Source organism: Rheinheimera fenheensis, assembly GCF_039871805.1.
GTDB classification, from domain to species: domain Bacteria; phylum Pseudomonadota; class Gammaproteobacteria; order Enterobacterales; family Alteromonadaceae; genus Alishewanella; species Alishewanella fenheensis.
The window spans coordinates 102,533-127,177 of sequence record NZ_JBDPJM010000010.1; the positions used below are offsets into that span (position 1 = coordinate 102,533).

Consider the following 24,645-nt stretch of genomic DNA (forward strand, 5'->3'; position numbering starts at 1 on the left):
TTGCATGAACGCAAACAATATTAAATGGCAACAACACGACATTAATGCGCAAAGCCGCGAGGCGCTATTTGGCCATAAAAGCGCAGTGATCTGGTTTACCGGCCTATCCGGCTCGGGCAAATCGACTGTCGCCAATGCGCTGGAGCAGGCGTTAGCCGCACAAGGCAAGCACACCTATTTGCTCGATGGCGACAACGTGCGCCATGGCTTGTGTGCTGATTTAGGCTTTAGCGCACAGGACAGAACCGAAAACCTGCGCCGTGTCGGTGCTGTCGCCGGCTTAATGGTCGACGCTGGCTTACTGGTATTAAGTGCCTTTATATCGCCCTACCGTAATCAGCGCGCGCTGGTAAAAAGCTTTATTCCAGCGGGAAAGTTTATTGAAGTGCATATCGCCACGCCGCTGGAAGTGTGCGAGCAGCGCGATGTAAAAGGCCTGTATAAAAAAGCCCGTGCCGGTGAAATTAGCCACTTTACCGGCATTTCCGACCCGTACGAGGCGCCGGAAGTAGCCGATTTGGTGCTGGATACCTCAGTGACCTCGCTGCAAGATAGTGTGCAGCAATTGCTGGCATTGCTGAAAGAAAGGAACATTATCTGATGAATTATTTACCCGCCATTATCGATATCGCCGAACAAGCCGGTCAGGCGATCCTGGCGGTATATCAGCAAGATAACGCCGCCTTTAATATCACCGGCAAGGCTGATGACTCACCACTGACCGCAGCCGATTTAGCCGCACATCAGCTGATTGTTAAAGCGTTAACAGTACTAACGCCTGAGCTGCCGATATTGTCAGAAGAAGCAGCCGATATCAGCTGGGATATCCGAAAGACCTGGCAGCGCTACTGGCTGGTAGACCCGCTGGATGGCACCAAAGAGTTTATTAAACGCAACGGTGAGTTCACGGTAAATATTGCACTGATCGAAAACGGCGAGCCGGTACTGGGCGTTATTCATGCGCCGGTGCTGAATAAAACCTACTACGCCGCTAAAGGCCAGGGCGCGTTTTTAAAACAAGGCGCCACTAGCAAGGCCATTTCGGTAGCCACACCCGGCGATACCGTGCGGGTTGTGGGCAGCCGCAGCCACCCCAGCCCCGACTTAGCCGGTTATCTGCAGCAATTTGCCAAGCACGATATGGTGCCGGTGGGCAGTTCGTTAAAGTTTTGCCTGGTTGCTGAAGGCGCTGCCGATGTTTATCCGCGCTTTGGGCCAACCATGCAATGGGACACCGGCGCCGGCCATATTATTGCACGGGAGGCCGGCGCCAGCGTAACGTTTGACGGCATTGCAAGCCAGGTGTATCAACGGGAAAACCTGCGCAACCCGAACTTTATTGTCTCGGCGCTAACGCAGTAAAATAGCGACTGCTCGCCTTAAAATGGTTACACTACGCGCAACATAAATAGGTGATGTATGCGTTTAGACAAATTTATATGCGACTGCACCGGCCTGACCCGCAGCCAGGCCGGTAAAGTGATTAAGCAACAGCGAGTCAGCGTAAACCAGCAAATCGTAAAACAGCCGGCGCTGCAGTTAAAAGACACTGATGAAGTGTGCCTGGATGACGAACCACTAAAACTGCTGGGCCTGCGCTATTTTATGCTGCACAAGCCCGAGGGTTATGTCTGCTCGACTGACGATCCGGACCATAACACCGTATTCACCCTGCTCGACGAACCCTTAGTCGAGCGGCTGCACACCGTTGGCCGGCTTGATTTAGATACCACCGGCTTAGTGCTGATCACCGATGATGGCCAGTGGTCGCATCGTATCAGCAGCCCTAAGCATCATGTGGCGAAAACCTACCGCGTCTGGACGGCAGACCCTATCCCGGCAGAGGCGGTGCAGCAATTTGCTGCAGGCGTAATGCTACGCAACGAAAAAACCGCCACCCTACCCGCTGAACTTGAGATCGTTGCCGAAAATGAGGCGCTGCTGACTATTCATGAAGGCCGCTACCATCAGGTAAAACGTATGTTCGCTGCTATCGGTAATAAAGTGATGCGGCTACACCGCGAGAAAATTGGCGGCCTGCAGTTGCCGGATGATTTGGCCGAGGGGGAGTATCGCGCACTGAACGAGCAGGAACTAGAGCTGTTGCGTAGCTAAAAAGGCGGGGCTTAAGCCCCGCTATTTCAGTCTACCCGATGTTACTACTTTTTCTTTTCGCTAGGCACTGGCTGACCATATTTTGGCGACCTCGGGCCGTACAGTAAGCCGTTATGATCTTCGACATAAAGTAAACGGTTAGCGCTGATAGCCGCGATATCAAAACCGCGATCAGTAACGGTTTCAATAATCTGATTTAGTGCCGCTTCTACCAACATCCCTACTAAACCACCACCGCTGTTACCGCGCTGTTCCGCTGAAGAAGCGCGTGCTGTGTCTTGCCACAGCACCACACCAGAGCGCAAATCAACCAGAGTGGCAGAGACTTTCACCACCGTTTCACTCGACAGTACAACATAGCTGGTGCCATATTCCTCAATAGTCATGTACAGGCCAGTATCGGCGCCAAAAATCTCATGCACTTTTTGAAACGGCACTGCATGAATGTCTGAGGCTTCCGTCAGGCCATTACTGCGAAACGTCTGATTAACCAACGCGACAGGAAACACATAATAGCCCGACTCAGCGATCGGCTGATGCACCTGAGACATCAGGCTATACGGCGCAATCACCTCCACCGTATTGTTGATAGGCGGTAATATCAGCACAGAATGCGGATCAGCATTTCGAAATGCGGTGTAATCATGTGCTGGTGGCGCACTGACGCAGCCCGCCAGAACAACAACAGCCCCTGTCAGGCAAAATTTTAACCAGTTCATATCAGGCTCCTTGCCGCGACGTTAATAAAAAGTCTAGGTACTTAACTGATTCCGGGAACAGCACCTTTTCTTGCTCGAAATGCTGTTTACCTAAATCGGCATTACCAGTATCGAAATACAACAGCCCAAGATGAGCATGCACACCCGGTGCAACCGGTTTACCTGCGTTAGCAGCCGCCTGTATTGTTTGTTGCAGGATATTGATTTGCTCTTCCAGCGTGGTGTCTTCTGCTTTGAAATAAGCATACACCGCCTGGTTGTAAGCGCCGTGGTAGTACAACGGCTCTGTGGTTTTACACGCTGATACGGACAACGCCAGTATCGCTATACAAAATAGTTTTTTCATTTTTGTTCTCTATTCTGCTTGCCATTGACCAGATTCGAGGCCAGTCACCAGTTTATTCACAACTTCACGGATAGCTAAGTCTAATACTTTGCCGTTTAACGTGGCATCATAGCCTGCGGTACTGCCAAAACCGATTACTTCACGCTCTGACAAACTGTACTCGCCAGCACCTTGCACTGAATACACGACTTCAGACGTGGTGACGTCAACCACATTTAACGTCACTTTCGAGTAGGCAATTTGCGATTTACCTTTACCCAGTAAACCAAACAGCTGTTTGTCACCGATTGATTTGCGGCCAAATTCGGTGACATCACCAGTAACCACATAACGCGCACCTTTGATTGACTGTTGTACGCCAGACAAGCCAGCCTCACCAGACAACAACTGCATGTTATCGCGGTCCATCACACTAAAGCGATTGGTTTGCTGTAAGTGACTAATCAAGGTCGTTTTGGCCTGATTGCCCAGCATATCCACGCCATTTGAGAAAATACCGTTTTGAAAGTTAGAGCGGTTAACAAACTGGCCAATTACCAACTTACTTTTTGCACCACTGTAGCTGGTGCCATAGCTGGCAACAGTGGGCGTTTCAACCACTTTAGATGACGTTGTTGCACACCCGGTAATTAGAGACGCCGCAACACCAGCCATCAGAAAAGTTAAAGCTTTTTTGTCTAAATTCCAATTCATTTCAATTCCTTAGCATAAATAGTAGTTGTAACAGCTTCTGCTGAGTTTTCATATAACAACTCATTAGTACCCATTACCTTGTGCATCATATCTGCAAGGAAACAAACTTGAAATAAAATTTAATGGCAAAGCTGCTTTTTAAAATAGTGTTATTAAAAATAATATTAGGGTGTTGCAGACTACCTCACAGCGAAGTTATTGTGCTGGCAATTCTGCACATTATCGCTAGGCTTTAGCTAACCCGCTGTCTTGGGTTAACCAATAACAAAAGGGGAATGGCGATGAACTTTATTATGTTTTTAATTATCGGCGCTATCGCAGGCTGGCTGGCCGGCACCATTATGAAGGGCCGCGGTTTTGGCTTGCTGGGCAATATGGTGGTGGGTATTGTTGGCGCCTTTATTGGCGGCTTTTTATTTAGTGCGGTGGGGCTGGCCTCTTATGGTTTAGTCGGTTCGCTGATTACGGCAACCGTTGGCGCTGTGGTGCTGCTGTTTTTGATCGGTTTAATTAAAAAAGCCTAGCTTGGTTAAAACAGATCCAGTGACTCACCGCTTTGCGGTGCGTCATGCTCTTTTTTCGCTTTAGCATTAAGCCGCGCCCGGCGCTGTGCCAGCAGCTTTAGAATGTGGGCACGCTCTTCCACCGGTTTTTGGTGCCAGTTAAAGCGTTCATCGCGCGAGCGCAGGCAGCCAATGCAGTAACCTCGGCTGTTGCTTTGGCAGACACCGACACAAGGGTTGGGCAGGTCAAACAGCTCTAACTGATCCACAGGCCACCACGCAGGGTAACGAATAGCTTAAGTGTACGTTGCCTATCGTATCGGGTGCAAATTGACTATTTTTTAGCTAATGACAAAAATCTGTTGACTTCAGACTGATAGACGGCTATTTCTAATAGCAATTCGATCTGCATGACAGATCAACATAACTAAAACGATTTTTAACCAAGTAAATAAGTAAGAATCATAAAATGCGTTTAGCTGCTGTTCTGAACATTATTGTCCTCGTGGTCGTGGTGATTATTAATCTCCGCGGGGGCGGTGTTTTGGAACAAAAGTAGCGTAAAAAGCGAATTCCAACAAAACCCCCGCTCCGCAAGGACCGGGGGTTTTGTCGTTTCCGGGCCTTGAAAAAAGCGGTTTAGCATAACAAGGATACACAAAATGAAAGGCGCAGAATTGGTACTTAAGGTGCTGCAACAACACGGGGTCGATACCATTTTCGGCTACCCCGGCGGTGCCATTATGCCTATCTACGATGCCTTATACCAAAGCACGGTAAAACATTACCTGTGCCGGCATGAGCAAGGCGGCGCCTTTTCGGCTATCGGCTATGCCCGCGCATCCGGCAAGGTAGGCGTGTGCATGGCTACCTCTGGCCCGGGTGCCACTAATTTAATCACCTCGCTGGCTGATGCTATGCTGGACTCGGTGCCGGTAGTGGCCATTACCGGTCAGGTGTCACAGGCGGTGATGGGCACTGACGCCTTTCAGGAAATTGATGTATTAGGTTTAAGCCTGGCAGTTACCAAACACAGCTTTATGGTGCGCAGTGTGCAAGAGCTGGCCGCTACGCTAAACGAAGCCTTTGCCATCGCGCAAAGTGGCCGCCCTGGCCCGGTACTGGTGGATATTCCTAAAGATGTGCAGCTGGCTGACATCGAATATCAGCCTGAAGCTGTCATCAACACTAAGGCTTTGCCTGTCGCTACGTCGCTGGCGAATGCGGCCAAAGCCCGTGCGTTAATCGCTGCAGCAAAAAAGCCCATCGCTTATATCGGCGGCGGCGTGCATATGGCCGGCGCTATGCCCCAGCTGCAGCAATTTTTAGCCGCCAACCCGATGCCGTCTGTCACCACCTTAAAAGCCATGGGCTCGGTAGCAAAAGATAACCCGCATTATTTAGGTATGCTGGGCATGCACGGCACCCAAGCGGCCAATTTAGCCGTGCAACAGTGCGATTTATTAATCTGTTTAGGTGCCCGTTTTGATGACCGGGTAACCGGCAACCTGCAAAAGTTCGCCCCGCTGGCCAAAGTGATCCACGTTGATATCGACCCGGCCGAAATCAACAAAGTGCGCTTTGCCGATGCCGCCTTGCTGGGCGATATGCAGCAAATTTTGCCGGCTATCTCCGCTGCTACTGACTGCGCCGACTGGCTTAGCCATTGTGCGCAGTTAAAACAGCAATACGGCTGGCGCTATGACCACCCGGGCGAGCGCATTTACGCGCCTTTAATGCTTAAGCAATTAAGTGAACGCATGCCGGATAACAGCGTAGTGGCCTGCGATGTAGGCCAGCACCAGATGTGGGTGGCACAGCATATGCGCTTTAACAGCCCGCTTAATCATTTATCCAGCGGCGGTTTGGGCACCATGGGCTTTGGCCTGCCGGCCGCTATCGGCGCCAAATTAGCCCGGCCGCAAGATACTGTTATCACTGTTACCGGTGACGGCTCTTTTATGATGAATGTGCAGGAGCTGGCCACGATAAAACGCTTTCGGCTGCCAGTAAAAATTGTCGTAATCGACAACCAGCGCCTGGGCATGGTGAAACAGTGGCAACAGCTGTTTTTTAACGAGCGCTACAGCGAAACCGACTTGTCCGACAACCCGGACTTTGTCGCCCTGGCCGCCGCCTTTGCTATACCCGGCCACTGCATAACACGCAAAGATGAGGTAGAGAGCGCACTGGAGGCCATGTTTACCTGGCCAGGGCCTTATTTACTGCATGTTTGTATTGATGATAAAGACAACGTTTGGCCATTAGTACCGCCGGGCGCCGCTAATGAAGAGATGATCACGGAGGCAAAAGCATGAACCATACCCTGAATATCACCGCCAGCAATACCCCGGCCGTCGTTGAGCGCCTGTTACAGGTGACCCGCTATCGCGGTTATCAGCTGACCGGCCTGCAAATGACGCCACGTGCCGATAGCCGCAGTGTGACGATCAAATTAAGCGTCAGCGGTGACAAGCCGATCCAGTTGTTAACTAATCAGCTGAATAAGTTGTACGACATACAGCAACTGGAGCTGGCCGGCAGTGAGCTGGCAGTGCTAAGCGCATAACACCCAATATTGATACCAGCTAAACCTATACTTTTTATTTACCGACTACACGGAGTACCGCAATGCCAAAGTTAAGATCTGCCACCGTTACCGAAGGCCGCAATATGGCGGGCGCCCGCGCACTGTGGCGAGCCACCGGTGTTAAAGATACCGATTTTGGCAAGCCAATAGTGGCTGTTGTTAACTCTTTTGTTGAGTTTGTGCCCGGCCATGTGCACCTGCGCGATTTAGGCAAACTGGTAGCCAACAGCATTAATGAGGCTGGCGGTATAGCCAAAGAATTTAACACTATAGCGGTAGATGATGGCATTGCCATGGGCCACGGCGGTATGTTGTACAGCCTGCCATCACGCGAGTTAATTGCCGATTCGGTCGAATATATGATTAACGCCCACTGCGCCGATGCCATGGTGTGCATTTCTAACTGCGACAAGATCACACCGGGCATGTTAATGGCCGCCATGCGGTTAAATATTCCGGTGATCTTTGTCTCCGGCGGGCCAATGGAAGCGGGCAAAACCAAATTATCTGATCAAATTATCAAGCTGGATCTGGTCGATGCGATGGTGTCAGCCGCTGATCCCAAAGTCACCGACGCGCAAAGCGAACAAATTGAGCGCAGCGCCTGCCCCACCTGTGGTAGCTGCTCGGGCATGTTTACCGCCAACTCAATGAACTGCTTGGTTGAAGCTTTAGGTTTAGGCCAGCCTGGTAACGGCTCGCTATTGGCCACCCATGCCGATCGTAAACAGCTGTTTGTGCAGGCCGGTTTCAGAATTATGGAACTGTGCAACCGCTGGTATAAACAGGATGACGCCACAGCGTTGCCACGCAATATCGCCAACAAAACCGCGTTCGAAAACGCCATGATGCTGGACATCGCCATGGGTGGCTCAACCAATACGGTACTGCACTTATTGGCGGCAGCCATAGAAGCCGGCGTCGATTTTGGCATGGCCGATATCGACCGTTTATCGCGTATCGTGCCGCACCTGTGCAAGGTGGCGCCGTCGACGCAGAAATACCATATGGAAGATGTGCACCGCGCCGGTGGTGTTATCGGTATTCTGGCCGAATTAAACCGTGCCGGTTTATTAAACCCTAACGTGCCACATGTGGCCGGCCCCAGCTTAGCCGCTGTGCTGGAGCAGTGGGATATTAAAACCACCAGCAATGAAGACGCCAAACAAATGTATCTGGCCGGCCCAGCCGGTATCCGCACCACCCAGGCATTTTCACAAAATTGCCGTTACCCCACACTGGATGATGACCGAGAGCAGGGCTGTATCCGCAGTAAAGAACATGCCTATTCACAGGATGGTGGCTTAGCCGTGCTGTTTGGCAACCTGGCACCTAACGGCTGTATCGTAAAAACCGCCGGTGTTGATGAAGAGTGTTTAGTCTTTACCGGCCGCGCGCGCATTTTTGAAAGCCAGGACGACGCGGTAGAGGCCATCTTAAAAGGTAAAGTGGTGGCCGGCGATGCCGTCATTATCCGCTACGAGGGTCCTAAAGGCGGCCCGGGTATGCAAGAAATGTTGTATCCAACCAGTTATTTAAAATCGATGGGCTTGGGTAAAAGCTGCGCCCTAATCACCGACGGCCGTTTCTCTGGCGGTACTTCGGGGTTATCTATCGGCCATGTGTCGCCGGAAGCTGCCAGCGGCGGTGCTATCGCCTTGGTACAGGAAGGTGACACCATAGAAATTGATATCCCCCAGCGCAAAATTGGCATTGCTATCAGCGATGACGAATTGGCGGCACGGCGCGCCGCGATGGATGCCAAAGGCAAGCAAGGCTGGAAACCGCAGAATCGAGAGCGCGTTGTTAGCGCCGCATTAAAAGCCTACGCCCTGCTGGCCAGCAGTGCGGATAAAGGTGCGGTGCGCGATTTAAGTAAGCTGGAGGACTAATGAATAACCTGGCAACAGTACAAAGAGCACAGACAGATACCGAGTTAATGCAGCAGTATCTGCGTGAAATTCTGCTGTCGCCGGTATATCAGGCCGCGGTAGAGACCCCGCTGGATGCCATGGCAAAACTGAGCCAGCGGCTGGGCCATAATGTGTTGCTTAAACGCGAAGATAAGCAACCAGTGTACTCATTTAAACTGCGCGGCGCCTTTCACAAACTGCACAAAGTACAGCAGCAAAATCCCGACGCCAGCGTGGTGTGCGCCTCGGCCGGCAACCATGCCCAGGGTGTAGCCTTATCGGCCAGCAAGTTGGGCCTAAAGGCCACTATCGTGATGCCCATCACCACGCCAGAGATCAAAGTTGCGGCAGTAAAAGCGCTGGGTGGCAATGTAGTACTGCACGGCACCGCCTTCGATGAAGCCAACAGCTACGCGATTAACCTGGCCAATACCGAGGGCGCGGTGTATATCCCGCCGTTTGATGATAGCGACGTGATTGCAGGGCAAGGTACTGTAGCCAAAGAGCTGCTAAGCCAGCATAACCAGCTAAACGCCGTATTTATTCCGGTTGGCGGTGGCGGCTTAATGGCTGGTATGGCGGTATATATCAAAGCCATACAGCCGAACGTAAAGGTGATAGGCGTAGAGCCGGAAGACGCCGCCTGCTTAAAAGCCGCGCTGGAGGCCGGGCAGCCGGTTACGCTGGAACGGGTAGGTTTATTTGCCGATGGCGTGGCGGTAAAACGTATTGGTACAGAAAACTTTAACCTGGCCAAGCGCTTTTGCGATGAAGTGGTAACCGTTTCCAGCGATGAAATCTGCGCGGCAATTAAAGATATCTTTGATGACTTGCGCGCCGTAGCCGAGCCGGCCGGCGCGCTGGCATTGGCGGGCCTGAAAAAATACAGCCAGCAGCTGAAAAACAGTACCTTAGCTAAGCCGCAGCAACTGGCGGCCGTGTTAAGCGGCGCCAATTTAAACTTTGATACGCTGCGTTATGTGTCAGAGCGCTGTGAGCTGGGCGAGAAAAAAGAAGCGGTATTTGCGGTGACCATACCGGAAGAAAAAGGCAGCTTCCGCCGTTTTTGCCAAACCTTAGGCGGCCGGGCAATAACTGAATTTAACTACCGCTATGCCAGCGATAACAAAGCGCATATCTTTGTTGGCATTAAGCTGCGCCACGGCCAGCAGGAACTGAATACCGTAAAAGAATTGCTCAGCAACGCCGGTTATGCATTTCAGGATCTATCGGATGACGAGCTGGCCAAACTGCATGTGCGGCATATGGTCGGCGGTATGCCGCCACGGCAACTCCAGGAGCAGGTGTATCAGTTTAACTTTCCGGAATACCCCGGCGCGCTGATGAATTTCTTAAACACCCTCGGGGAACACTGCAATATCACGCTGTTTCACTACCGCAACCACGGTGCTGCCACCGGCGATGTACTGGCCGGCTTTGAAGTGGCTAACCATAGCGATATTGCTGCTTATCTGGATAAGTTGGGTTATCAGTATCAGCAAGTCAGTAACAACCGTAGTTACCAAACCTTTCTCACGGCTGGGTAACCCCAACAGATGACAGTCATAGTAGTGCGATAGGTGAATTAAATTCACTTATCGCATTTTTTTTTATCGTTTGTCAGTTCTAGTGCTTTTGCTCAAACTTACACCTGCAGACCGACAACGGCTGCCTGGATGGGAAATTGGGAGCGACACACTATGAAAGCGAGATCAGTTAAATTAGGCAGTACTTTGGCGTTGATGCTAATGGCCTCAGGTTCATTTCTCGCATCAGCCAACACCAACGGCTATAAAATGGTCCTTATTGAAGATACCCCTGGCGTTACCGCGCTACAGGCCGGTCAGTTTGATCAGGGTATCAGCGAAACACTCAACAGCAGCGTTGAAGTAGATAACTTCTCACGCCAAATGAGCCTGTGCGTGGGCTTTACGAAAAGCGCCCAGCTGGATAAAGCCGCCACCGCCTGCGACAACGCAGTATCAGCCGCCCAGCAGCTGCACCTGGTTAGCAGCAGCGACAAGCGCGAAATGCGCGCTTATGCCTTAACTAACCGCGGCGTACTGCGCCTGTTACAAAACAACAACCTGGCAGCGCTGGCCGATTTTAGCCGCGCAGCGGAACTAAGTCGCAGCGACGTTAGCCTGCATAACCTGCAGCGACTGGAGCTGGCGTTAAACAAAGCCAACAACGGCTTAGACCTTGCCATGGTATCGGCTGACTAGCCAACCCAATTCTGCTACCTGCAGATAGTGGCCCGGAGTAAGCGCCCGTGCCACGCTTCAGCTAACAGAGTAAGCGCCTGTTAACTGTTGTTTTAACTACACTCCCCCGTGTGTATGCAGCGTTATCTCCCCGGATAACGCTGTTTTTTTATGTCGCTATACATCAACCAAACTGCTGCAATGCACCGGCGGCGATATCGGCCTGGTTATACACGCCTGTGTCCAACACCCAGCCGGTGACCAGTGCTGCCGGAGTGACATCAAAGGCCGGGTTAAATACCGGTGCCTCTTGCGGTGCCCAAATGGCTTGGCCAAAGCCGCCGCTGACACCGCGCACTTCATCACCGTGACGCTGTTCAATCGGAATCGCGCTGCCATCGGCGCAGGCTAAATCGACCGTAGTGTGCGGCGCCACCACATAAAACGGCACTTTGTGATAGTGCGCCAGCACCGCTAAGGAGTAAGTGCCGACTTTATTGGCAAAATCGCCGTTGGCGGCAATGCGATCTGAGCCGACAAAGATACGGTCTACCTGGCCGCGTGCCATTAACATGGCGGCCATATTGTCGCAAATCAGCTGATACGGAATGCCCAGCTGCTGGCACTCCCAGGCCGTTAAACGCCCGCCTTGTAACAGTGGCCGGGTTTCATCTACCCAAAGGCGGATATTTTTGCCCTGCTGATGCGCCAGGTTAATTACCCCCAGCGCGGTGCCGACGCCGGCGGTGGCCAAACCGCCGGTATTACAATGGGTAAGTAATTGCTCACCCTGTTGCACCAGGGCTGCGCCGTGTTCGGCCATGCGCTGGCACAGCGCGACATCTTCAGCAAACAGCTGCTCGGCGCAGGCAATGGCCGCGGCTTTATAATCCGGCTGTTGCAGCGCGACCAGCATGCTATCAAGGTTATTCATCAGGTTTACAGCGGTAGGGCGGGCGGCGCGCAGCACTTCAGCATCCAGCAATAGCTGCTCGCGGCTGTCGCCGACACTGGCACGATATGCCAGCAATAAACAGGCGCCAATGCCAATGGCCGGCGCACCGCGCAGTTGCAGTGCTTTAATCATAACCACCATCTCGGCCACCGTACGGCACGCCAGCCAGCGCTGCTGCTGGGGCAGTAAGGTTTGGTCCAGCACATAAAGCAGGCCTTGTTCGGTTTTCAGGCTAAGGGCGGTCAGGTTTTTCATAGCTTATTCCTGTTTGGCGTTGCAGACGTCTATCAGGTTTGCGATTATGCAGGCCGGCGTTTATCAACACAAGTAAGAGACTGTAATGGCTGAGTACCATACTTTTAGCACTGAAGATGCTATGCGTTTTGCCGATGAACACAGTGGTTTATTCGGCGATCACAGCAAATTAAGCTGTGAGGAATTTGGCGACGGCAACCTGAACCTGGTGTTTCGGGTAAGCAATGACAAGGGCACCAGCCTGATTGTGAAACAAGCGCTGCCTTACGCCCGTTGTGTTGGCGAAAGCTGGCCATTGACGATTGACCGAGCCCGTATTGAAGCACAAGTGCTGCTAAAACACCGCAAACTCTGCCCCGAGCACACAGTAGAAGTGCTGCACTATGATGCAGAGCAGGCCGCCATTTTAATGGAAGACTTAAAGCACTACCGCATTTTGCGCACTGAGCTGATAAGCGGTAAACAATTTGCCCACTTAGCGCCGCAAATGGCCAGTTACCTGGCCAATACGTTGTTTTACACCAGCGACTTTGCCCTAACCGGGCCAAATAAAAAGCAGCAGGTGGGTAAGTTTTTAAACCCGGAACTGTGCCTGATCACCGAAGACTTATTTTTTACCGACCCTTACTGCAACCACGAGCGCAATAATATTCACAGCGAAATTCGCCAGCAGGCGCAGCAGCTTTGGCATGACGAAGCCCTGCAGGCCGAAGTGGCACAGTTAAAGGCCGATTTTTTATCCAAACCACAGGCGCTGCTACACGGCGATGTGCACAGCGGCAGTATTTTTATTAACGAAGAGAACTGCAAAGTTATCGACGCCGAGTTTGGCTTTTATGGCCCTATTGGTTTTGATGTTGGCAGTTTAATCGGCAACTTGCTCCTAAACTACCTGGGCCACTTTGGCCTGACGCCAGATACAGACGCCCGGCAACAGCATCAGGACTATTTAGTGTCACAAGTACAAACTTTGTGGCAGGAATTTTCCGCCCAGTTCACACAGCTGATGAGTAACGAATGCCGCGAGCCGGCACTGCAAAATAGCCTGTATCAGCAGCGTTTTATGCAGCAGGTGTGGGCTGACACCTTAGGCTACGCCGGCTGTGAGCTGATTCGCCGCACAGTAGGGTTGGCCCATGTTGCCGATCTGGACAGTATTAGCGACAGCACAGTGCGCGGCACCTGCGAAGCCAAAGCACTGCAGCTGGGGCGCGACTTAATTATGCAGCGCCACAGCCTGGCCAATATGTCGCAGCTGATGCAGTTGCTACATGCTTTGCCTGAGCGCTAAGCGCCGCAGTATTTAACGGCGCCGATATTAATCAGTTGAGCTACACCATGACAACACTGCAACTGCAAAACGTAAGCTGTATCTGGCAGCAGGCAGCACATAATGCCTTTACCGATCTGGTCGACTTTAATGGCGCGCTCTGGTGCGTGTTTCGTGAAGGCAGCGACCATGTATCGCCTGATGGCGCCTTTCGACTGTTACGCAGCAGCGATGGCCTAAGCTGGCACAGCGCCGCGCTGATCAGCGATAGCAACGCCGATTTACGTGATGCCAAACTTAGCGTGAGCCCTGAGGGTAAGCTGTTGCTGCTGGGCGCAGGCGCACTGCATGATCGCAGCCTGTTAAGTCATCAGTCTTATTTGTGGCAATCAGCAGATGGTTATCACTGGTCGGCGCCACTGCCGGTTGGTGAGGCCAATATCTGGCTGTGGCGTATGGCCTGGCAGCAACATCAGCTGTATGCACTGGGTTATAAAGTGGGCCAGCCGCGCCTGGTACGCTTATATCAAAGTAGCGATATGCATGGCTTTACTGCGGTAACAGACATCTACAGCGGCAGCTACGCTAACGAGAGCGGCTTGCTGTTTACCACTGACGGCACGGCGCTATGTTTGTTGCGACGTGACCCTGAACATGGCCTATTTGGCGCAAGCGCTCCACCCTATACCGACTGGCAATGGCAGGATATTGGCTGTCGTATTGGCGGGCCACAGTGGCTGCAACTGCCCGATGGCCGGCTGCTGGCCTGTGTGCGGTTGTATGATGACAAAGTACGCACCAGCCTGTGCTGGATAGACCGGCAAAGCGGTAAGCTGACCGAAGCGTTAACCCTGCCCTCGGGCGGTGATTGCAGCTACGCCGGTATGGTGCGGCGCGGCAACACGCTTTATATCAGTTACTACTCGTCACATGAAGACACCACTGCCATCTACTTAGCCGTGGTGTCTGTATAAGCGCTTTTGCTTAGTATTTAATGCTGCAACCATACGGCTTGGTCACCGCCGGATCAGGTGTTTGCCCCGCTAACACGGCTTTAGCCGCATTGGCAAAATAGGGTGTCGCTTTGGCGATATCGTCAACCTTGGCCGACGGAATGCTGTCAATGCCACCCATATACTGCAGTACGCCGGCTTTGTCGATCACATACATATGCGGTGTGGTTTTGGCGTCATAGGCTTTACCCACAACACCGCTTTCATCAAATACCACAGCGGTGGGTTTGGCACTGCGGTTGGCGGTCAGCTCATCCGCTTTGGCGCCGCTGACATGGCCCTGCTTGCCCGGCGCGGAAGAAATGACACTCAGCCATACCACATCCTGCGCTGTCATATCGGCCTGCAGTGCCTGCATATTGCCGCTGTAGTGTTTAACCACAAAGGGACAGTCATGGTTCGTCCACTCCAGCACCACGTTTTTACCGGCAAAATCTTTTAAACTGTGGCTGTTACCCTTGGAATCCACCACGGTAAAGTCCGGCGCCGGCGCACCTATCTGCGGTGCAGCAGCCAAACCGAGTGAAAACACAGCCGCAGAGGCTGCTAAAGCCAGTTGACGTAATTTCATCTGCATTACTCCTTTTATTGCCTTGTTTAGCTTAAGGTTGCCGACTCAGCCGCTCCAACGTGGTAGCAAGTGTGTCGGGGGTTAAAATTTGTGGCAGCACTTCCGGTGGCTGCCCGGGCCAGTAAAGCACATACAATGGCACACCATCGCGCTGGTACAAACGCAAGTATTCGGTAATGGCGCTGTCGCGCAACGTCCAGTCGCCTTTTAAATAGGTCACATCGTACAGCGCCAGTGCCGCCTTACTGCTTTCGGTATTTAGCGCCACCCGCTCGTTGACTAAACAGGTGATACACCAGTCGGCGGTCATGTTCACCAGTACCGGCTTACCCTCTGCCTTTAGCTGTTGCAGCTTTGCTGCCGACCAGCTTTGCCAGTGTTGGTTACTGCTTTGCGGCTGTGTTGCGGTATCGCTTGTGCCAGACGTTAGTGCAGGCAGCACCAATGCCAGCAGCAATAACATTAGCGCCAGCGCTGTACTGACGTTACCGGCCTGGGCCAGTTGTTTACGGCCCCATAGCCAGCAGGCCGCGGCAATACACACTACGCCAATTAACAACAGCGCCTGGGCATCAATACCGGTTTGGCGGCCATACACCCACAGCAGCCACACCGCACTTAAATACAGCGGATAGGCCAGCCATTGCTTAAAGCTTTCCATCCAGGCGCCGGGCTTGGGTAACAGCCGGGCAAAACCCGGCACTAAGGCCAGCAGTAAAAACGGCAGTGCCATGCCCAAGCCCAGCGCAACAAACACCGTAAGCGCCACTGTTGCACTTTGGCCCACCGCATAACCCAGTGCCGTGCCCATAAAAGGCGCAGTACACGGGCTGGCCACTACCACCGCCAGCACCCCGGTAAAAAAGGCCCCTTTGCCCCCTTTGGCACTGGCTAAACTGCTGCCGCTGTTCATCAGGCCTAAACCAAATTGCACCACGCCGGATAAACTTAAGCCCAGCGCAAACAGCAAATACACTAAAAGCGCGACTAAATAGGGGTTTTGCAGCTGAAAGCCCCAGCCCACCGCCTGCCCGGCGGCACGTAGCGCTATCAGCAGCAGCGCCAGCAGTGCAAAACTTAGCACCACGCCAGCGCTGTAAAACAGAGCATCACGTTGCTGCGCCGACCGCTGCTGGCCGTTACTGGCCAGGCTTAGTGCTTTTAATGACAACACCGGGAACACGCAAGGCATTAAATTCAGCAGCAAGCCACCACTGGCCGCCAGCAGCAAAATCAGCCACAGCGGTGTTGCAGAGTGTTGTTGTCCCAGGGTGATCAGAATATCGGTGCTGCTGTCAGTGGTTTTATTAAGCAGCACACTGTAGGCACCGCTATCGGTGACTAGCACCACCTCGAGTGCGTCGGGCGCAGCAGAAAAGTAGGTATTAAGTGGTTGCTGTAGCATCAGCTGATTGTTATTCAGCACCATTTGCTGGGCGGCCGCGTGATCAACCAGCTCAGAGGCGGCGACAAAAAACTGGCTAACATTAAGCGCCTGCGGTAAATCAATCAGTGCAGAAAAAGCGGCACCCGAGGTGTCAAAGCGGCCGCTGGCGTTAAGCAGCTTAGGTAAGCGTGTTTTCGCTTCGGCAAACAGCGGCTGATACTGCTGGGCTAACACGGCATCAGCGCCAACCGGCAGGCTTAAACTAAAACTGGCGCTGGCCGGAATGCACACTTCTTCACACACCAGCCAGTCTGCTGTCAGGCCAATTTGCACGGTATCGGCGCTGTAACCGGCCGGCAAGCTCAGCTCAGACAACAGTATGGTCTGGCCTTCAAAGCCATAGTTCATCAAAGGTGGCAGCGCAATGGCGCTGGGTGTTGGCCAGATAATATCACCTACCGTTACGCCCTCAGGTAACTGCCAACTTAAGCTGGTGGCCAGGCCCGAGTCGCCCGGATTTTGCCAGTAGGTATGCCTGTGCTCATCCGGTACAAAATGCAGTGCCAGCAGCGCAGTTTGGCCCGGTGTCAATTGTTGATACTCGCTAACCAGTTCAGCTTTTAAATGGCTGGCACTTTGCCAGCCAGAACTGGCGGCGGCAGCCTGCTGCGGCAACAAAGCGCTCATCAGCAGTAGCAACGCAAAAATCACATTTGGCATAACGCTCTCGCGGTAAATGACAGTAACTACTACGAGCCTACAACGATTTTGATCACGACGCTTAGAATTTACCCGCCAATCGTCGTCAAATTGAGCATTTTGTGCGACAAACTGCTATATTAGCCAACGTTTAGCGTTAGCGCCCGCTGTGGTCACTCCAGCAATTTGGCGGCTACTAAACACACACAACTTCGCAAACATCATCAATAAAAGGTTCACCTTAATGAAACCATTTACCAAGTCAGCGTTGTCAGTAGCTTTGCAGGCTGCCCTGTTTGGCGCAGCAGTTGGCCTTTCTCCTGTGCTGATGGCACAGGAAAGTGACAAAGGCACCGAAGCGAAAGAGCAGGAACTGGAAACCATTACCGTTACCGCCCAGAAGCGGGCACAGAGCATTCAGGAAGTGCCAATTTCTATCGCCACCTTATCTGGCGAAAAATTCGATGCCATTTTCTCTTCTGGCGATGACATCACTGCCCTGGCCATTAAAGTACCGGGCCTGTATGCCGAAACATCAAATGGTCGCGCCGCACCGCGGTTTTATATCCGTGGTTTAGGCAACACTGACTTTGACCTGGCAGCCTCACAGCCGGTATCCATTATTATGGATGAGGTGGTGATGGAGAACGTGATTTTAAAAAGCTTCCCGCTGTTTGACGTACAGCAGGTTGAAGTGATCCGTGGCCCGCAAGGCACGCTGTTTGGCCGTAACACCACTGCCGGTATTATCAAATTCGATAGCGTTAAACCACGGCAGGAATTTGATGCTTATGTAAAAACTACCGCCGGCACCTTAGGCCAGTTTAACCTGGAAGGTGCAGTGGGTGGTGGTTTAACCGACGAGCTATCTGCCCGGGTGTCCTTGCTATCACAGCACCGCAGTGACTGGGTGAACAATAGCTTTACTGGCGAAAGCGATGCTATGGGTGGCTACAATGAACGTGCCGGCCGGGTACAGTTTTTATATGAAGCGGCTGATTTTGATGCCTTGTTAAATGTGCATTCGCGTAATTACGACGGTACCTCGTCGCTGTTCCGCGCGAATATTCTGTCACCTGGTAGCGATAAGCTGAACGACAACTACGACCGCGATACCGTGTCGTACGACAACCCAACAGCGAACAGCCAAAGCTATGATGCCTGGGGCGCGTCGCTGAAGCTGGACTTCCAATTAGACGGCATGACGCTGACCAGCATTTCTGCGCTGGAGCGTGCTGACGGTGGCGGCATTGGTGATATTGACGGTGGCACACCAGATGGCCCAGGTGTTATCCCCTTCCAGGCAGTGACAGAAGATCAGTTAAAAGACTTAGAGCAGTACACGCAGGAAATCCGGTTAGCCAGTGACACCAGTGATGCCTTAAGTTGGCAGGTGGGTGGTTTCTACTTCGACTCTACCTTTGGCGTTAACAGTATTGACGGTTTCTTCGGTGCCACCGAAGTGTTCCACGGCAACACCAGCTGGGCGCTGTTTGGCCAAACGTCTTACAAGATCAACGATAAACTGGATGTGACCGGCGGTATCCGCTATACAGACGACGTGAAAACCTTCTCTGTCGGTAATCAGAACGTTGACGGTTTCGCTCTGGTAATTGGCGCAGCACAAATTCAGCAATACGATCCGATTAAAGTGTCTGACGATCAAATTAGCTGGGAGCTGAGCGCAAACTACCGCTTAACCGACAAGACCAGTTTATTTGCCCGTGTCGCTGATGGCTTCCGCGCCCAGTCTATCCAGGGCCGTGATGTGGCCTTTGAAGCGCCACCATCTGTTGCTGAATCAGAAACAATTTTATCTTGGGAAGTGGGTGCGAAATCAGACCTGCTGAACAACACCCTGCGCTTAAACGCGGCCTTGTTCTACTACACCATTGACGATATTCAGTTATCTGCCATTGGTGGTGAAACCCAGGGTAACCAGCTGATTAACGCCGATAAAGGTGTGGGCTATGGTTTCGAGTTCGACTTTGACTATCGCGTACTGCCAAACCTGAGTGTGGGCGGTGGCTTTAGCTACAACAATACCGAGCTGCAGGACGATACCTTAACAGTAGCGCCTTGTGGTTCAGGCATGTGTACCGTGCTGGACCCGCGTAACGCGCAAAACCTGGCGCTGATTGACGGCAACCCGTTCCCACAGGCACCAGAAACCATCTTAACCCTGAATGGCCGTTATGATTTCCCGATCGAAAGTGGTGAAATTTATATTTACGGCGATTATCAAATTCAGGGCAAGACTAACCTGTTCCTGTATGAATCAGCTGAGTTTAAATCAAACAACAACTACGAAGCCGGTTTACGCGTAGCTTATATCAACTACGACAATAACTACGAAGTAGGCGTGTTTGGCCGTAATATCACTGATCAGGACAACCTGAAAGGCGCTATCGATTTCAATAACCTGACCGGTTTTGTTAACGAACCGCGCACCTTTGGTGTTGATTTTAAAATTAATTTTTATTAATTGATAAACATCATATTAAAAGGCGGCGTCAGCCGCCTTTTTTGTGCCATACATTAGGACAAAACAATACTTTTTATACAAAAACATTGGCAAAAAACATGCTGCTGATTATGCTGATTAAAATCATTTACTATTAGGTAAACGCCTTAATATGCCAATGCCGTGCAAATTTATAGTGCTATCAAGCCTGCTTTTTAGTGCTGTGTCAGTTCAGGCACAATCATGGCAAGATTGCCGATTGCTACAACAAACTGACAGCACAGAACGCAGCGTATTACACCCCCTGTGGTTAAAACACAGCTTTCAGGATTTGCAAATCAGCAACAATTTCGTCTATCTGTGCCCTTGCCTCGCACCGGCCCGGGTCGGCGGTGATGCCGAGCAAGCTCGGCTGGCCGGGCAAGCAGAACAAAGCCGGTTGGCCGGGGCTGCCGAAGCCTCACGTTTGGCTGGCGATATAGACAATGCACGTTTAGCGGGTAACAGCGACGCAGCCAGGCTGGCAGGTGACCAGGAGAACAGCAGAATTGCCGGAGACACTGACCAGGCCAGATTGGGCGGCATGAATGATGCGGCCAGACTCGGCGGCCAACAAGACCAGGCCAGATTGGCGGGCACAGCTGATACCAGTCGTTTGGCTGGCCAATCTGAACAAAGCCGACTGGGCGGACAGGCCGAGCAAGCCCGGTTGGGTGGCGATGCGGAAGCTGCTCGCCTTGGCGGTAGCAGCGCCGGGCTGCGCTGCGCAGCAGATAACACTGAAGCGCGCGGCTACCGGCTGCAAACGTTCACCAAAGCCAGTATCGAGATTTATAACGGTCAACAATTAACCAAACTATAAAAGGTGCCTCATGCTAAAACTTCGTCTAATACTATCGGCTGTGCTACTGTCTTTACTCAGCGCTTGTACCACCTACACCTCCTCGGTAACCAACGCCGTGCGCCAGCAATACGCGGTATTGCAAACTGAAACTGTGACTATCGTTGCTGAGCAGGAAAACTGGCAATTGCGCTTTGGCGAACCGGTTATGCCGCCAAAAGTGCTTGATTCGACTTTCATCCGCCATTACGCCGATGGTTATGCTTACAGCCAGTCTGGTGGCGGCCCGCTGGCATCTGCCATCACGCCGGATTACGCCGCCTGGATGAAGCTACCCGGATACAGTGCAAATACGATGAATGTGAAAGTGTATGTCGAAGGCCGCAGCCAGCCACTGAATGGCAAAATGCTTTTTGTATCAGCACGTGAAGATATGACAGAGTCTTCTGCCAAGCGCGCCTGGACCGTCGCGGTACCTCAGCAGTATATTCAGGTTGCTGAAACCGGCCAGGTGGCCGTGGTGTATCAGCCGGCACGCTTAAGTAGCGGTGATGATATTGCAACATGGATATTGTGGTTATCCGCCATGCCATTACTGTAACCCATTCGCGTAGTGTGTTTATGGGGCAGCATCAGCTGCCCTTTTTGTTTCAGCCGATTTAGTTAATTGAATAGTTCAGCGCGTTATTTCAGCGAATAGTTCTGCACTTTAACCCATTCTGATTGCGCAACCCCGCACAGCGCCTTAGTCTGTCTGCAGCATAATTGTGGAGTACACCATGGCCGATTTTCGCAGCGATACTGTTACCCAGCCCTCATTAGCGATGAAAGAGCGCATGTTCAGCGCCGCGCTGGGCGATGATGTGTTTAACGATGACCCCACCACGCTGGAGTTACAGCGCTACGCCGCAGACATGCTGGGCTTTGAGGCGGCATTATTTGCCCCCAGCGGCACCCAGACTAACCTGATTGCCATGATGAGCCATTGCCAGCGCGGCGATGAAGCCATAGTGGGCCAGCAGTGGCACACCTACAAATGGGAAGGCGGCGGTATGGCAGTGTTAGGCTCTATTCAGCCGCAGCCATTGGAGCTGCAAGCCGATGGTACCCTGGCACTTACAGATATCGCTGCGGCAATAAAACCAGACGACCCGCATTTTGCCCGCACCCGCTTAATCGTGATTGAAAACAGTGTCGGCGGTAAGGTGCTGCCGCTTAGTTATATGCGCGATGTTGCGGCGCTGGCCACAGACAAGGGCTTAAGCTGCCATATTGACGGCGCCCGACTGATGAACGCTGCCGTGGCACTGGCGCCTCAGCATGGCTTAACGCCTCAGCAGATGGCGCGCGAGCTATGCCGGGAGTACGACTCGGTATCCTTATGTTTATCTAAAGGCTTGGGCTGCCCGGTCGGTTCGTTGTTGTTAGGTTCAAGTGAGTTTATCGCCCGCGCCCGGCGGGTACGGAAAATGCTGGGCGGCGGCATGCGCCAAACCGGTGTGCTGGCCGCCGCTGGTTTATATGCGCTGCAGCACAACATTGACCGCCTGGCCGATGACCATGCCCATTGCCAGCGCCTGGCTGACGGCTTAACCGCGCTCGCGGCGCAGTTACCTGCACTGATGGGCAAGCTTACGCCGTTGCCGGTACAGACCAATATTTTATTTACTGATGTCGAGCTTGGCTTAGCCGAGCAGTTAGTGCCGTACTTGGCACAGCGGGGTATTAAGCTGACCAGCAGTAACTACCAAAGCGCTAATGGCAGCATTAAGCGGCTGCGCTGGGTGTGTCATCTGGATATCAGCCGCGACGATATCGAGCGCACACTACAAGCCGTAACGGAGTTTGCTGAAAGCTTTTAACCCTTTTGCCTGTCTATTACGTAACATCAGTGAAGTAACAACAGGCAGAGGTATCTATGCTTAGCAAGCTTATCCGGCTATGTACGCTCAGTGTACTGTTTGCCGGCAGTGCAATGGCTAAAATGCCAGCCACCAAACATCTCGACAGTATTGTGGTGGGTGCCGGCTGTTTTTGGGGTGTAGAAAAACGCTTTGAAGCCATGCCCGGCGTGATAGATGCGGTATCAGGCTATGCCGATGGTAATGGCGTTGAGCCAAGCTATCGGGTGATCACGCAAAAGCGCCATCAGTTTAACCCGAACAACCATGCTGAAGTGGTTCAAATCCGTTTTAACCCGGCGCAAATTAGCCTCGATACCCTGCTTAAACGCTATTTTGAAATGCACGACCCCACCCAGCTAAACCGTCAGGGTAACGATATTGGCACCCAGTATCGCAGTATTATTTTAACCAATAGCGAAGCGCAAGCTGCTGCTGCGACCCGGTTAAAAGCAGAATATCAACCGCTGTTAAATGCGGCCGGTTTTGGCGTTATTACTACCCAGATTAAGCCGCTGCGCGAATTTTTCCCGGCTGAAGACTACCACCAGGACTATATTGCGAAAAACCCAAACGGCTACTGCCCCGATCACAGTACCGGTGTGCGCTTTGCTGATACAGCCATCGCGCAAACGGCCAGTGTCGACAACAGCGCCCTGTTAACGGCTAAGCATATTCTCGTAATCGACGCTGAAAGCTATTGCCCCTACTGCGAGAAGTTTAAAGCCGATGTAGGCAAGCATTACAGCGGTGATATCCCCATGCACTACCGCTATGCCAGCCAGTTACAGGGGCTCAGTATCAGCTCGCCGACCTGGGCGACGCCGACTATTATTCTGCTGCAGGACGGCAAAGAAGTGTTTGGTCGCCAGGGCTATGTAAGCCCGGACGAGTTTTATCTGCTGTTGGGTAAGTTTAAGCTGGGTGACACTGAAGCCTTTGACGTGGCCTTTGATAAAGGCACCGATGCGCGCTTTTGCCAGCAATATGAAATTTTTAAAAACACACCCGATGGCGTTTTTGTCGATAAGCTAAGCGGCGCGCCACTGTTTGACACCCGCCACCGCTTTGACTCCGGTACCGGCTGGCTGTCGTTTACCCACCCGGTAGCGGGCGCCGTCATTGAAAAACCCGATAACCGCTACGGTATGCGCCGCACCGAAATTCGCGCGGCCGTGTCGGGCATTCATCTGGGCCATGTGTTTGACGATGGCCCCAATGGCCAGCGCCGCTACTGTATTAACGCCACCGTGCTGGACTTTATTCCGCGCTCTTAGCACAGGTGCTAAAGCTTAATCGCCTCGGCCACTGCCACTACGGCTTTGGCCGGTTTATGCCGCAGCGCCAGACCTAAACCAGTGGCGATAATTAGCAGCACACCACCAAGCTGTAGCAAGCTCAGGCTTTCCTGAAACAGCCACCAGCCGGCCAGAATTACCGTTACCGGCTCTAAATAAGCCAGCGTGGCATACACCCGGGTTGGTAAATGCTGCAGCGCAATAATGGCGCAGTAAATGGCGATAAAGCCGGGGAAAATGCCAGCCAGCGCTATCCAGACCATATCTGCAGCGAGCGGCATTTGCATGTCAGTTAAAAACGGCAATACACAGCAGGCGCCAATTAGCAGCTGATAAAAAGTACGCTGTAGCTGGGAATGCGCCGGCAGCGCCCGGCGGTTAAGCAGTAAAAAGCCGCTGTAGGAAAATAAGGAGATTAACCCCAGCAGCAAGCCTGGCAGCTGCGCAGCATCTAACACTAAATCAAACTTAAACTGCTGCAACATGGCAAAACCGAAAAACGACAGCACAATCAGGCTGCTGTCGGGCAGGTCGAGCTTTTCGTGCAGTAACCAATGGGCGACAAAGGCCGACAAAGGCGGTGCCAGATACACCAGCATAATGGCATTGGCCAGGCTGATGTATTCAATGGCAGACAAGAAACTGAGCATAAAGCCGGCCAGCAAAATGCCATTAACCGCCATGCGCCAGTCGGGTTTGCCTTGTAGCGCCGTAAGCTTGCCACTAAGCGTAACAAACAGCAGCAAACACAGGCCACCGACAAATAAACGGTAAAACGTCAGCTCAGCGGCGGCTAAGCCACTAAAGCGGGCAATAATACCGCTACTGGCCATCGCCACCGCCGATACCAGTGCAAGAAATATGTATAAACCCATTTCCAATCCCAAAAGAAAACCGGCAGATTATGC

The 24,645-nt window shown here is 52.4% G+C and carries 24 protein-coding genes; 16 read left to right on the plus strand and 8 right to left on the minus strand.

Annotation, left to right across the window (positions count from 1 at the left end):
- Window positions 1-4 precede the first annotated feature (4 nt).
- Genes cysC through rsuA form a run of 3 tightly spaced genes read left to right on the plus strand, consistent with a single transcriptional unit; the run spans window position 5 to window position 2,115 of the window.
- Window positions 5-601 carry an adenylyl-sulfate kinase gene (cysC, locus tag ABGI61_RS13745; protein WP_347602023.1) on the plus strand — a complete coding sequence of 199 codons (597 nt, stop codon included), beginning with the start codon at window positions 5-7 and terminating at the stop codon, window positions 599-601.
- Window positions 601-1,362 carry a 3'(2'),5'-bisphosphate nucleotidase CysQ gene (cysQ, locus tag ABGI61_RS13750; protein ID WP_347602025.1) on the plus strand — a complete coding sequence of 254 codons (762 nt, stop codon included), beginning with the start codon at window positions 601-603 and terminating at the stop codon, window positions 1,360-1,362. The genes cysC and cysQ overlap by 1 nt, the downstream gene beginning before the upstream one ends.
- 57 nt (window positions 1,363-1,419) lie before the next feature.
- Window positions 1,420-2,115 carry a 16S rRNA pseudouridine(516) synthase RsuA gene (rsuA, locus tag ABGI61_RS13755; RefSeq protein ID WP_347602026.1) on the plus strand — a complete coding sequence of 232 codons (696 nt, stop codon included), beginning with the start codon at window positions 1,420-1,422 and terminating at the stop codon, window positions 2,113-2,115.
- A 44-nt stretch (window positions 2,116-2,159) separates the two neighbouring features.
- Here rsuA and ABGI61_RS13760 read toward each other — a convergent pair whose 3' ends face one another.
- Genes ABGI61_RS13760 through ABGI61_RS13770 form a run of 3 tightly spaced genes read right to left on the minus strand, consistent with a single transcriptional unit; the run spans window position 2,160 to window position 3,873 of the window.
- A complete protein-coding gene (locus ABGI61_RS13760) occupies window positions 2,160-2,834 on the minus strand; it encodes a DUF799 domain-containing protein (RefSeq protein ID WP_347602028.1) in 675 nt (224 codons plus the stop codon).
- A gap of 1 nt (window position 2,835) precedes the next feature.
- Window positions 2,836-3,180, minus strand: a complete 345-nt coding sequence (locus ABGI61_RS13765; protein WP_347602030.1) for a DUF4810 domain-containing protein — start codon at window positions 3,178-3,180, stop codon at window positions 2,836-2,838.
- 9 nt (window positions 3,181-3,189) lie between these two features.
- Window positions 3,190-3,873: a CsgG/HfaB family protein gene (locus ABGI61_RS13770; RefSeq protein WP_347602032.1), complete on the minus strand. Its 684-nt coding sequence runs from the start codon at window positions 3,871-3,873 to the stop codon at window positions 3,190-3,192.
- 281 nt (window positions 3,874-4,154) lie between these two features.
- Between ABGI61_RS13770 and ABGI61_RS13775 the strand changes: the two genes are divergently transcribed.
- A complete protein-coding gene (locus ABGI61_RS13775) occupies window positions 4,155-4,397 on the plus strand; it encodes a GlsB/YeaQ/YmgE family stress response membrane protein (protein ID WP_347602033.1) in 243 nt (80 codons plus the stop codon).
- Window positions 4,398-4,402: 5 nt separating this feature from the next.
- On the opposite strand, the gene ABGI61_RS13780 is transcribed toward ABGI61_RS13775, so the two are convergent.
- Entirely contained in the window at window positions 4,403-4,645 is a 243-nt protein-coding gene (locus tag ABGI61_RS13780; RefSeq protein WP_347602035.1) for a DUF1289 domain-containing protein, read from the minus strand.
- 393 nt (window positions 4,646-5,038) lie between these two features.
- On the opposite strand from ABGI61_RS13780, the gene ilvG reads away from it, so the two are divergent.
- The 5 genes from ilvG to ABGI61_RS13805 all read left to right on the plus strand — a co-directional run bounded on the left by ilvG (window position 5,039) and on the right by ABGI61_RS13805 (window position 11,104).
- Window positions 5,039-6,694 (plus strand): acetolactate synthase 2 catalytic subunit, encoded by a 1,656-nt coding sequence (gene ilvG, locus ABGI61_RS13785; protein WP_347602037.1) that lies wholly within the window; start codon window positions 5,039-5,041, stop codon window positions 6,692-6,694.
- Window positions 6,691-6,945 (plus strand): acetolactate synthase 2 small subunit, encoded by a 255-nt coding sequence (gene ilvM, locus ABGI61_RS13790; protein WP_347602039.1) that lies wholly within the window; start codon window positions 6,691-6,693, stop codon window positions 6,943-6,945. The genes ilvG and ilvM overlap by 4 nt, the downstream gene beginning before the upstream one ends.
- A 62-nt stretch (window positions 6,946-7,007) precedes the next feature.
- Window positions 7,008-8,858: a dihydroxy-acid dehydratase gene (gene ilvD / locus ABGI61_RS13795; RefSeq protein ID WP_347602040.1), complete on the plus strand. Its 1,851-nt coding sequence runs from the start codon at window positions 7,008-7,010 to the stop codon at window positions 8,856-8,858.
- Entirely contained in the window at window positions 8,858-10,426 is a 1,569-nt protein-coding gene (gene ilvA, locus ABGI61_RS13800) for a threonine ammonia-lyase, biosynthetic (protein WP_347602042.1), read from the plus strand. The genes ilvD and ilvA overlap by 1 nt, the downstream gene beginning before the upstream one ends.
- Before the next feature lie 153 nt (window positions 10,427-10,579).
- A complete protein-coding gene (locus tag ABGI61_RS13805; protein ID WP_347602044.1) occupies window positions 10,580-11,104 on the plus strand; it encodes a tetratricopeptide repeat protein in 525 nt (174 codons plus the stop codon).
- A 163-nt stretch (window positions 11,105-11,267) separates the two neighbouring features.
- Here the strand turns inward: ABGI61_RS13805 and mtnA are convergent, their stop codons facing one another.
- Window positions 11,268-12,293 carry an S-methyl-5-thioribose-1-phosphate isomerase gene (gene mtnA, locus ABGI61_RS13810; RefSeq protein ID WP_347602046.1) on the minus strand — a complete coding sequence of 342 codons (1,026 nt, stop codon included), beginning with the start codon at window positions 12,291-12,293 and terminating at the stop codon, window positions 11,268-11,270.
- Window positions 12,294-12,378: 85 nt separating this feature from the next.
- Between mtnA and mtnK the strand changes: the two genes are divergently transcribed.
- Together mtnK and ABGI61_RS13820 are read left to right on the plus strand one after the other, a co-directional pair.
- Window positions 12,379-13,584, plus strand: coding sequence for an S-methyl-5-thioribose kinase (mtnK, locus tag ABGI61_RS13815; protein ID WP_347602048.1), 1,206 nt, complete (start codon window positions 12,379-12,381; stop codon window positions 13,582-13,584).
- Window positions 13,585-13,631: 47 nt separating this feature from the next.
- A complete protein-coding gene (locus ABGI61_RS13820) occupies window positions 13,632-14,537 on the plus strand; it encodes a lactonase family protein (protein WP_347602050.1) in 906 nt (301 codons plus the stop codon).
- A gap of 10 nt (window positions 14,538-14,547) precedes the next feature.
- On the opposite strand, the gene ABGI61_RS13825 is transcribed toward ABGI61_RS13820, so the two are convergent.
- Together ABGI61_RS13825 and ABGI61_RS13830 are read right to left on the minus strand one after the other, a co-directional pair.
- Window positions 14,548-15,147 carry a redoxin domain-containing protein gene (locus ABGI61_RS13825; protein ID WP_347602052.1) on the minus strand — a complete coding sequence of 200 codons (600 nt, stop codon included), beginning with the start codon at window positions 15,145-15,147 and terminating at the stop codon, window positions 14,548-14,550.
- Between the two features lie 31 nt (window positions 15,148-15,178).
- Entirely contained in the window at window positions 15,179-17,254 is a 2,076-nt protein-coding gene (locus ABGI61_RS13830) for a protein-disulfide reductase DsbD family protein (RefSeq protein WP_347602054.1), read from the minus strand.
- 223 nt (window positions 17,255-17,477) lie between these two features.
- On the opposite strand from ABGI61_RS13830, the gene ABGI61_RS13835 reads away from it, so the two are divergent.
- The 5 genes from ABGI61_RS13835 (at window position 17,478) to msrA (ending at window position 23,716) form a co-directional block, all read left to right on the plus strand.
- Window positions 17,478-19,718: a TonB-dependent receptor gene (locus ABGI61_RS13835; protein ID WP_347602056.1), complete on the plus strand. Its 2,241-nt coding sequence runs from the start codon at window positions 17,478-17,480 to the stop codon at window positions 19,716-19,718.
- A 238-nt stretch (window positions 19,719-19,956) separates the two neighbouring features.
- Window positions 19,957-20,559 carry a YdhT family protein gene (locus tag ABGI61_RS13840; protein ID WP_347602058.1) on the plus strand — a complete coding sequence of 201 codons (603 nt, stop codon included), beginning with the start codon at window positions 19,957-19,959 and terminating at the stop codon, window positions 20,557-20,559.
- Window positions 20,560-20,569: 10 nt separating this feature from the next.
- Window positions 20,570-21,139, plus strand: coding sequence for a hypothetical protein (locus ABGI61_RS13845; protein WP_347602060.1), 570 nt, complete (start codon window positions 20,570-20,572; stop codon window positions 21,137-21,139).
- A 178-nt stretch (window positions 21,140-21,317) separates the two neighbouring features.
- Window positions 21,318-22,400, plus strand: a complete 1,083-nt coding sequence (gene ltaE / locus ABGI61_RS13850) for a low-specificity L-threonine aldolase (protein ID WP_347602062.1) — start codon at window positions 21,318-21,320, stop codon at window positions 22,398-22,400.
- Between the two features lie 56 nt (window positions 22,401-22,456).
- Window positions 22,457-23,716: a peptide-methionine (S)-S-oxide reductase MsrA gene (gene msrA / locus ABGI61_RS13855; protein WP_347602064.1), complete on the plus strand. Its 1,260-nt coding sequence runs from the start codon at window positions 22,457-22,459 to the stop codon at window positions 23,714-23,716.
- A gap of 8 nt (window positions 23,717-23,724) precedes the next feature.
- On the opposite strand, the gene ABGI61_RS13860 is transcribed toward msrA, so the two are convergent.
- Window positions 23,725-24,612, minus strand: a complete 888-nt coding sequence (locus ABGI61_RS13860) for a DMT family transporter (RefSeq protein ID WP_347602066.1) — start codon at window positions 24,610-24,612, stop codon at window positions 23,725-23,727.
- Window positions 24,613-24,645 lie beyond the last annotated feature (33 nt).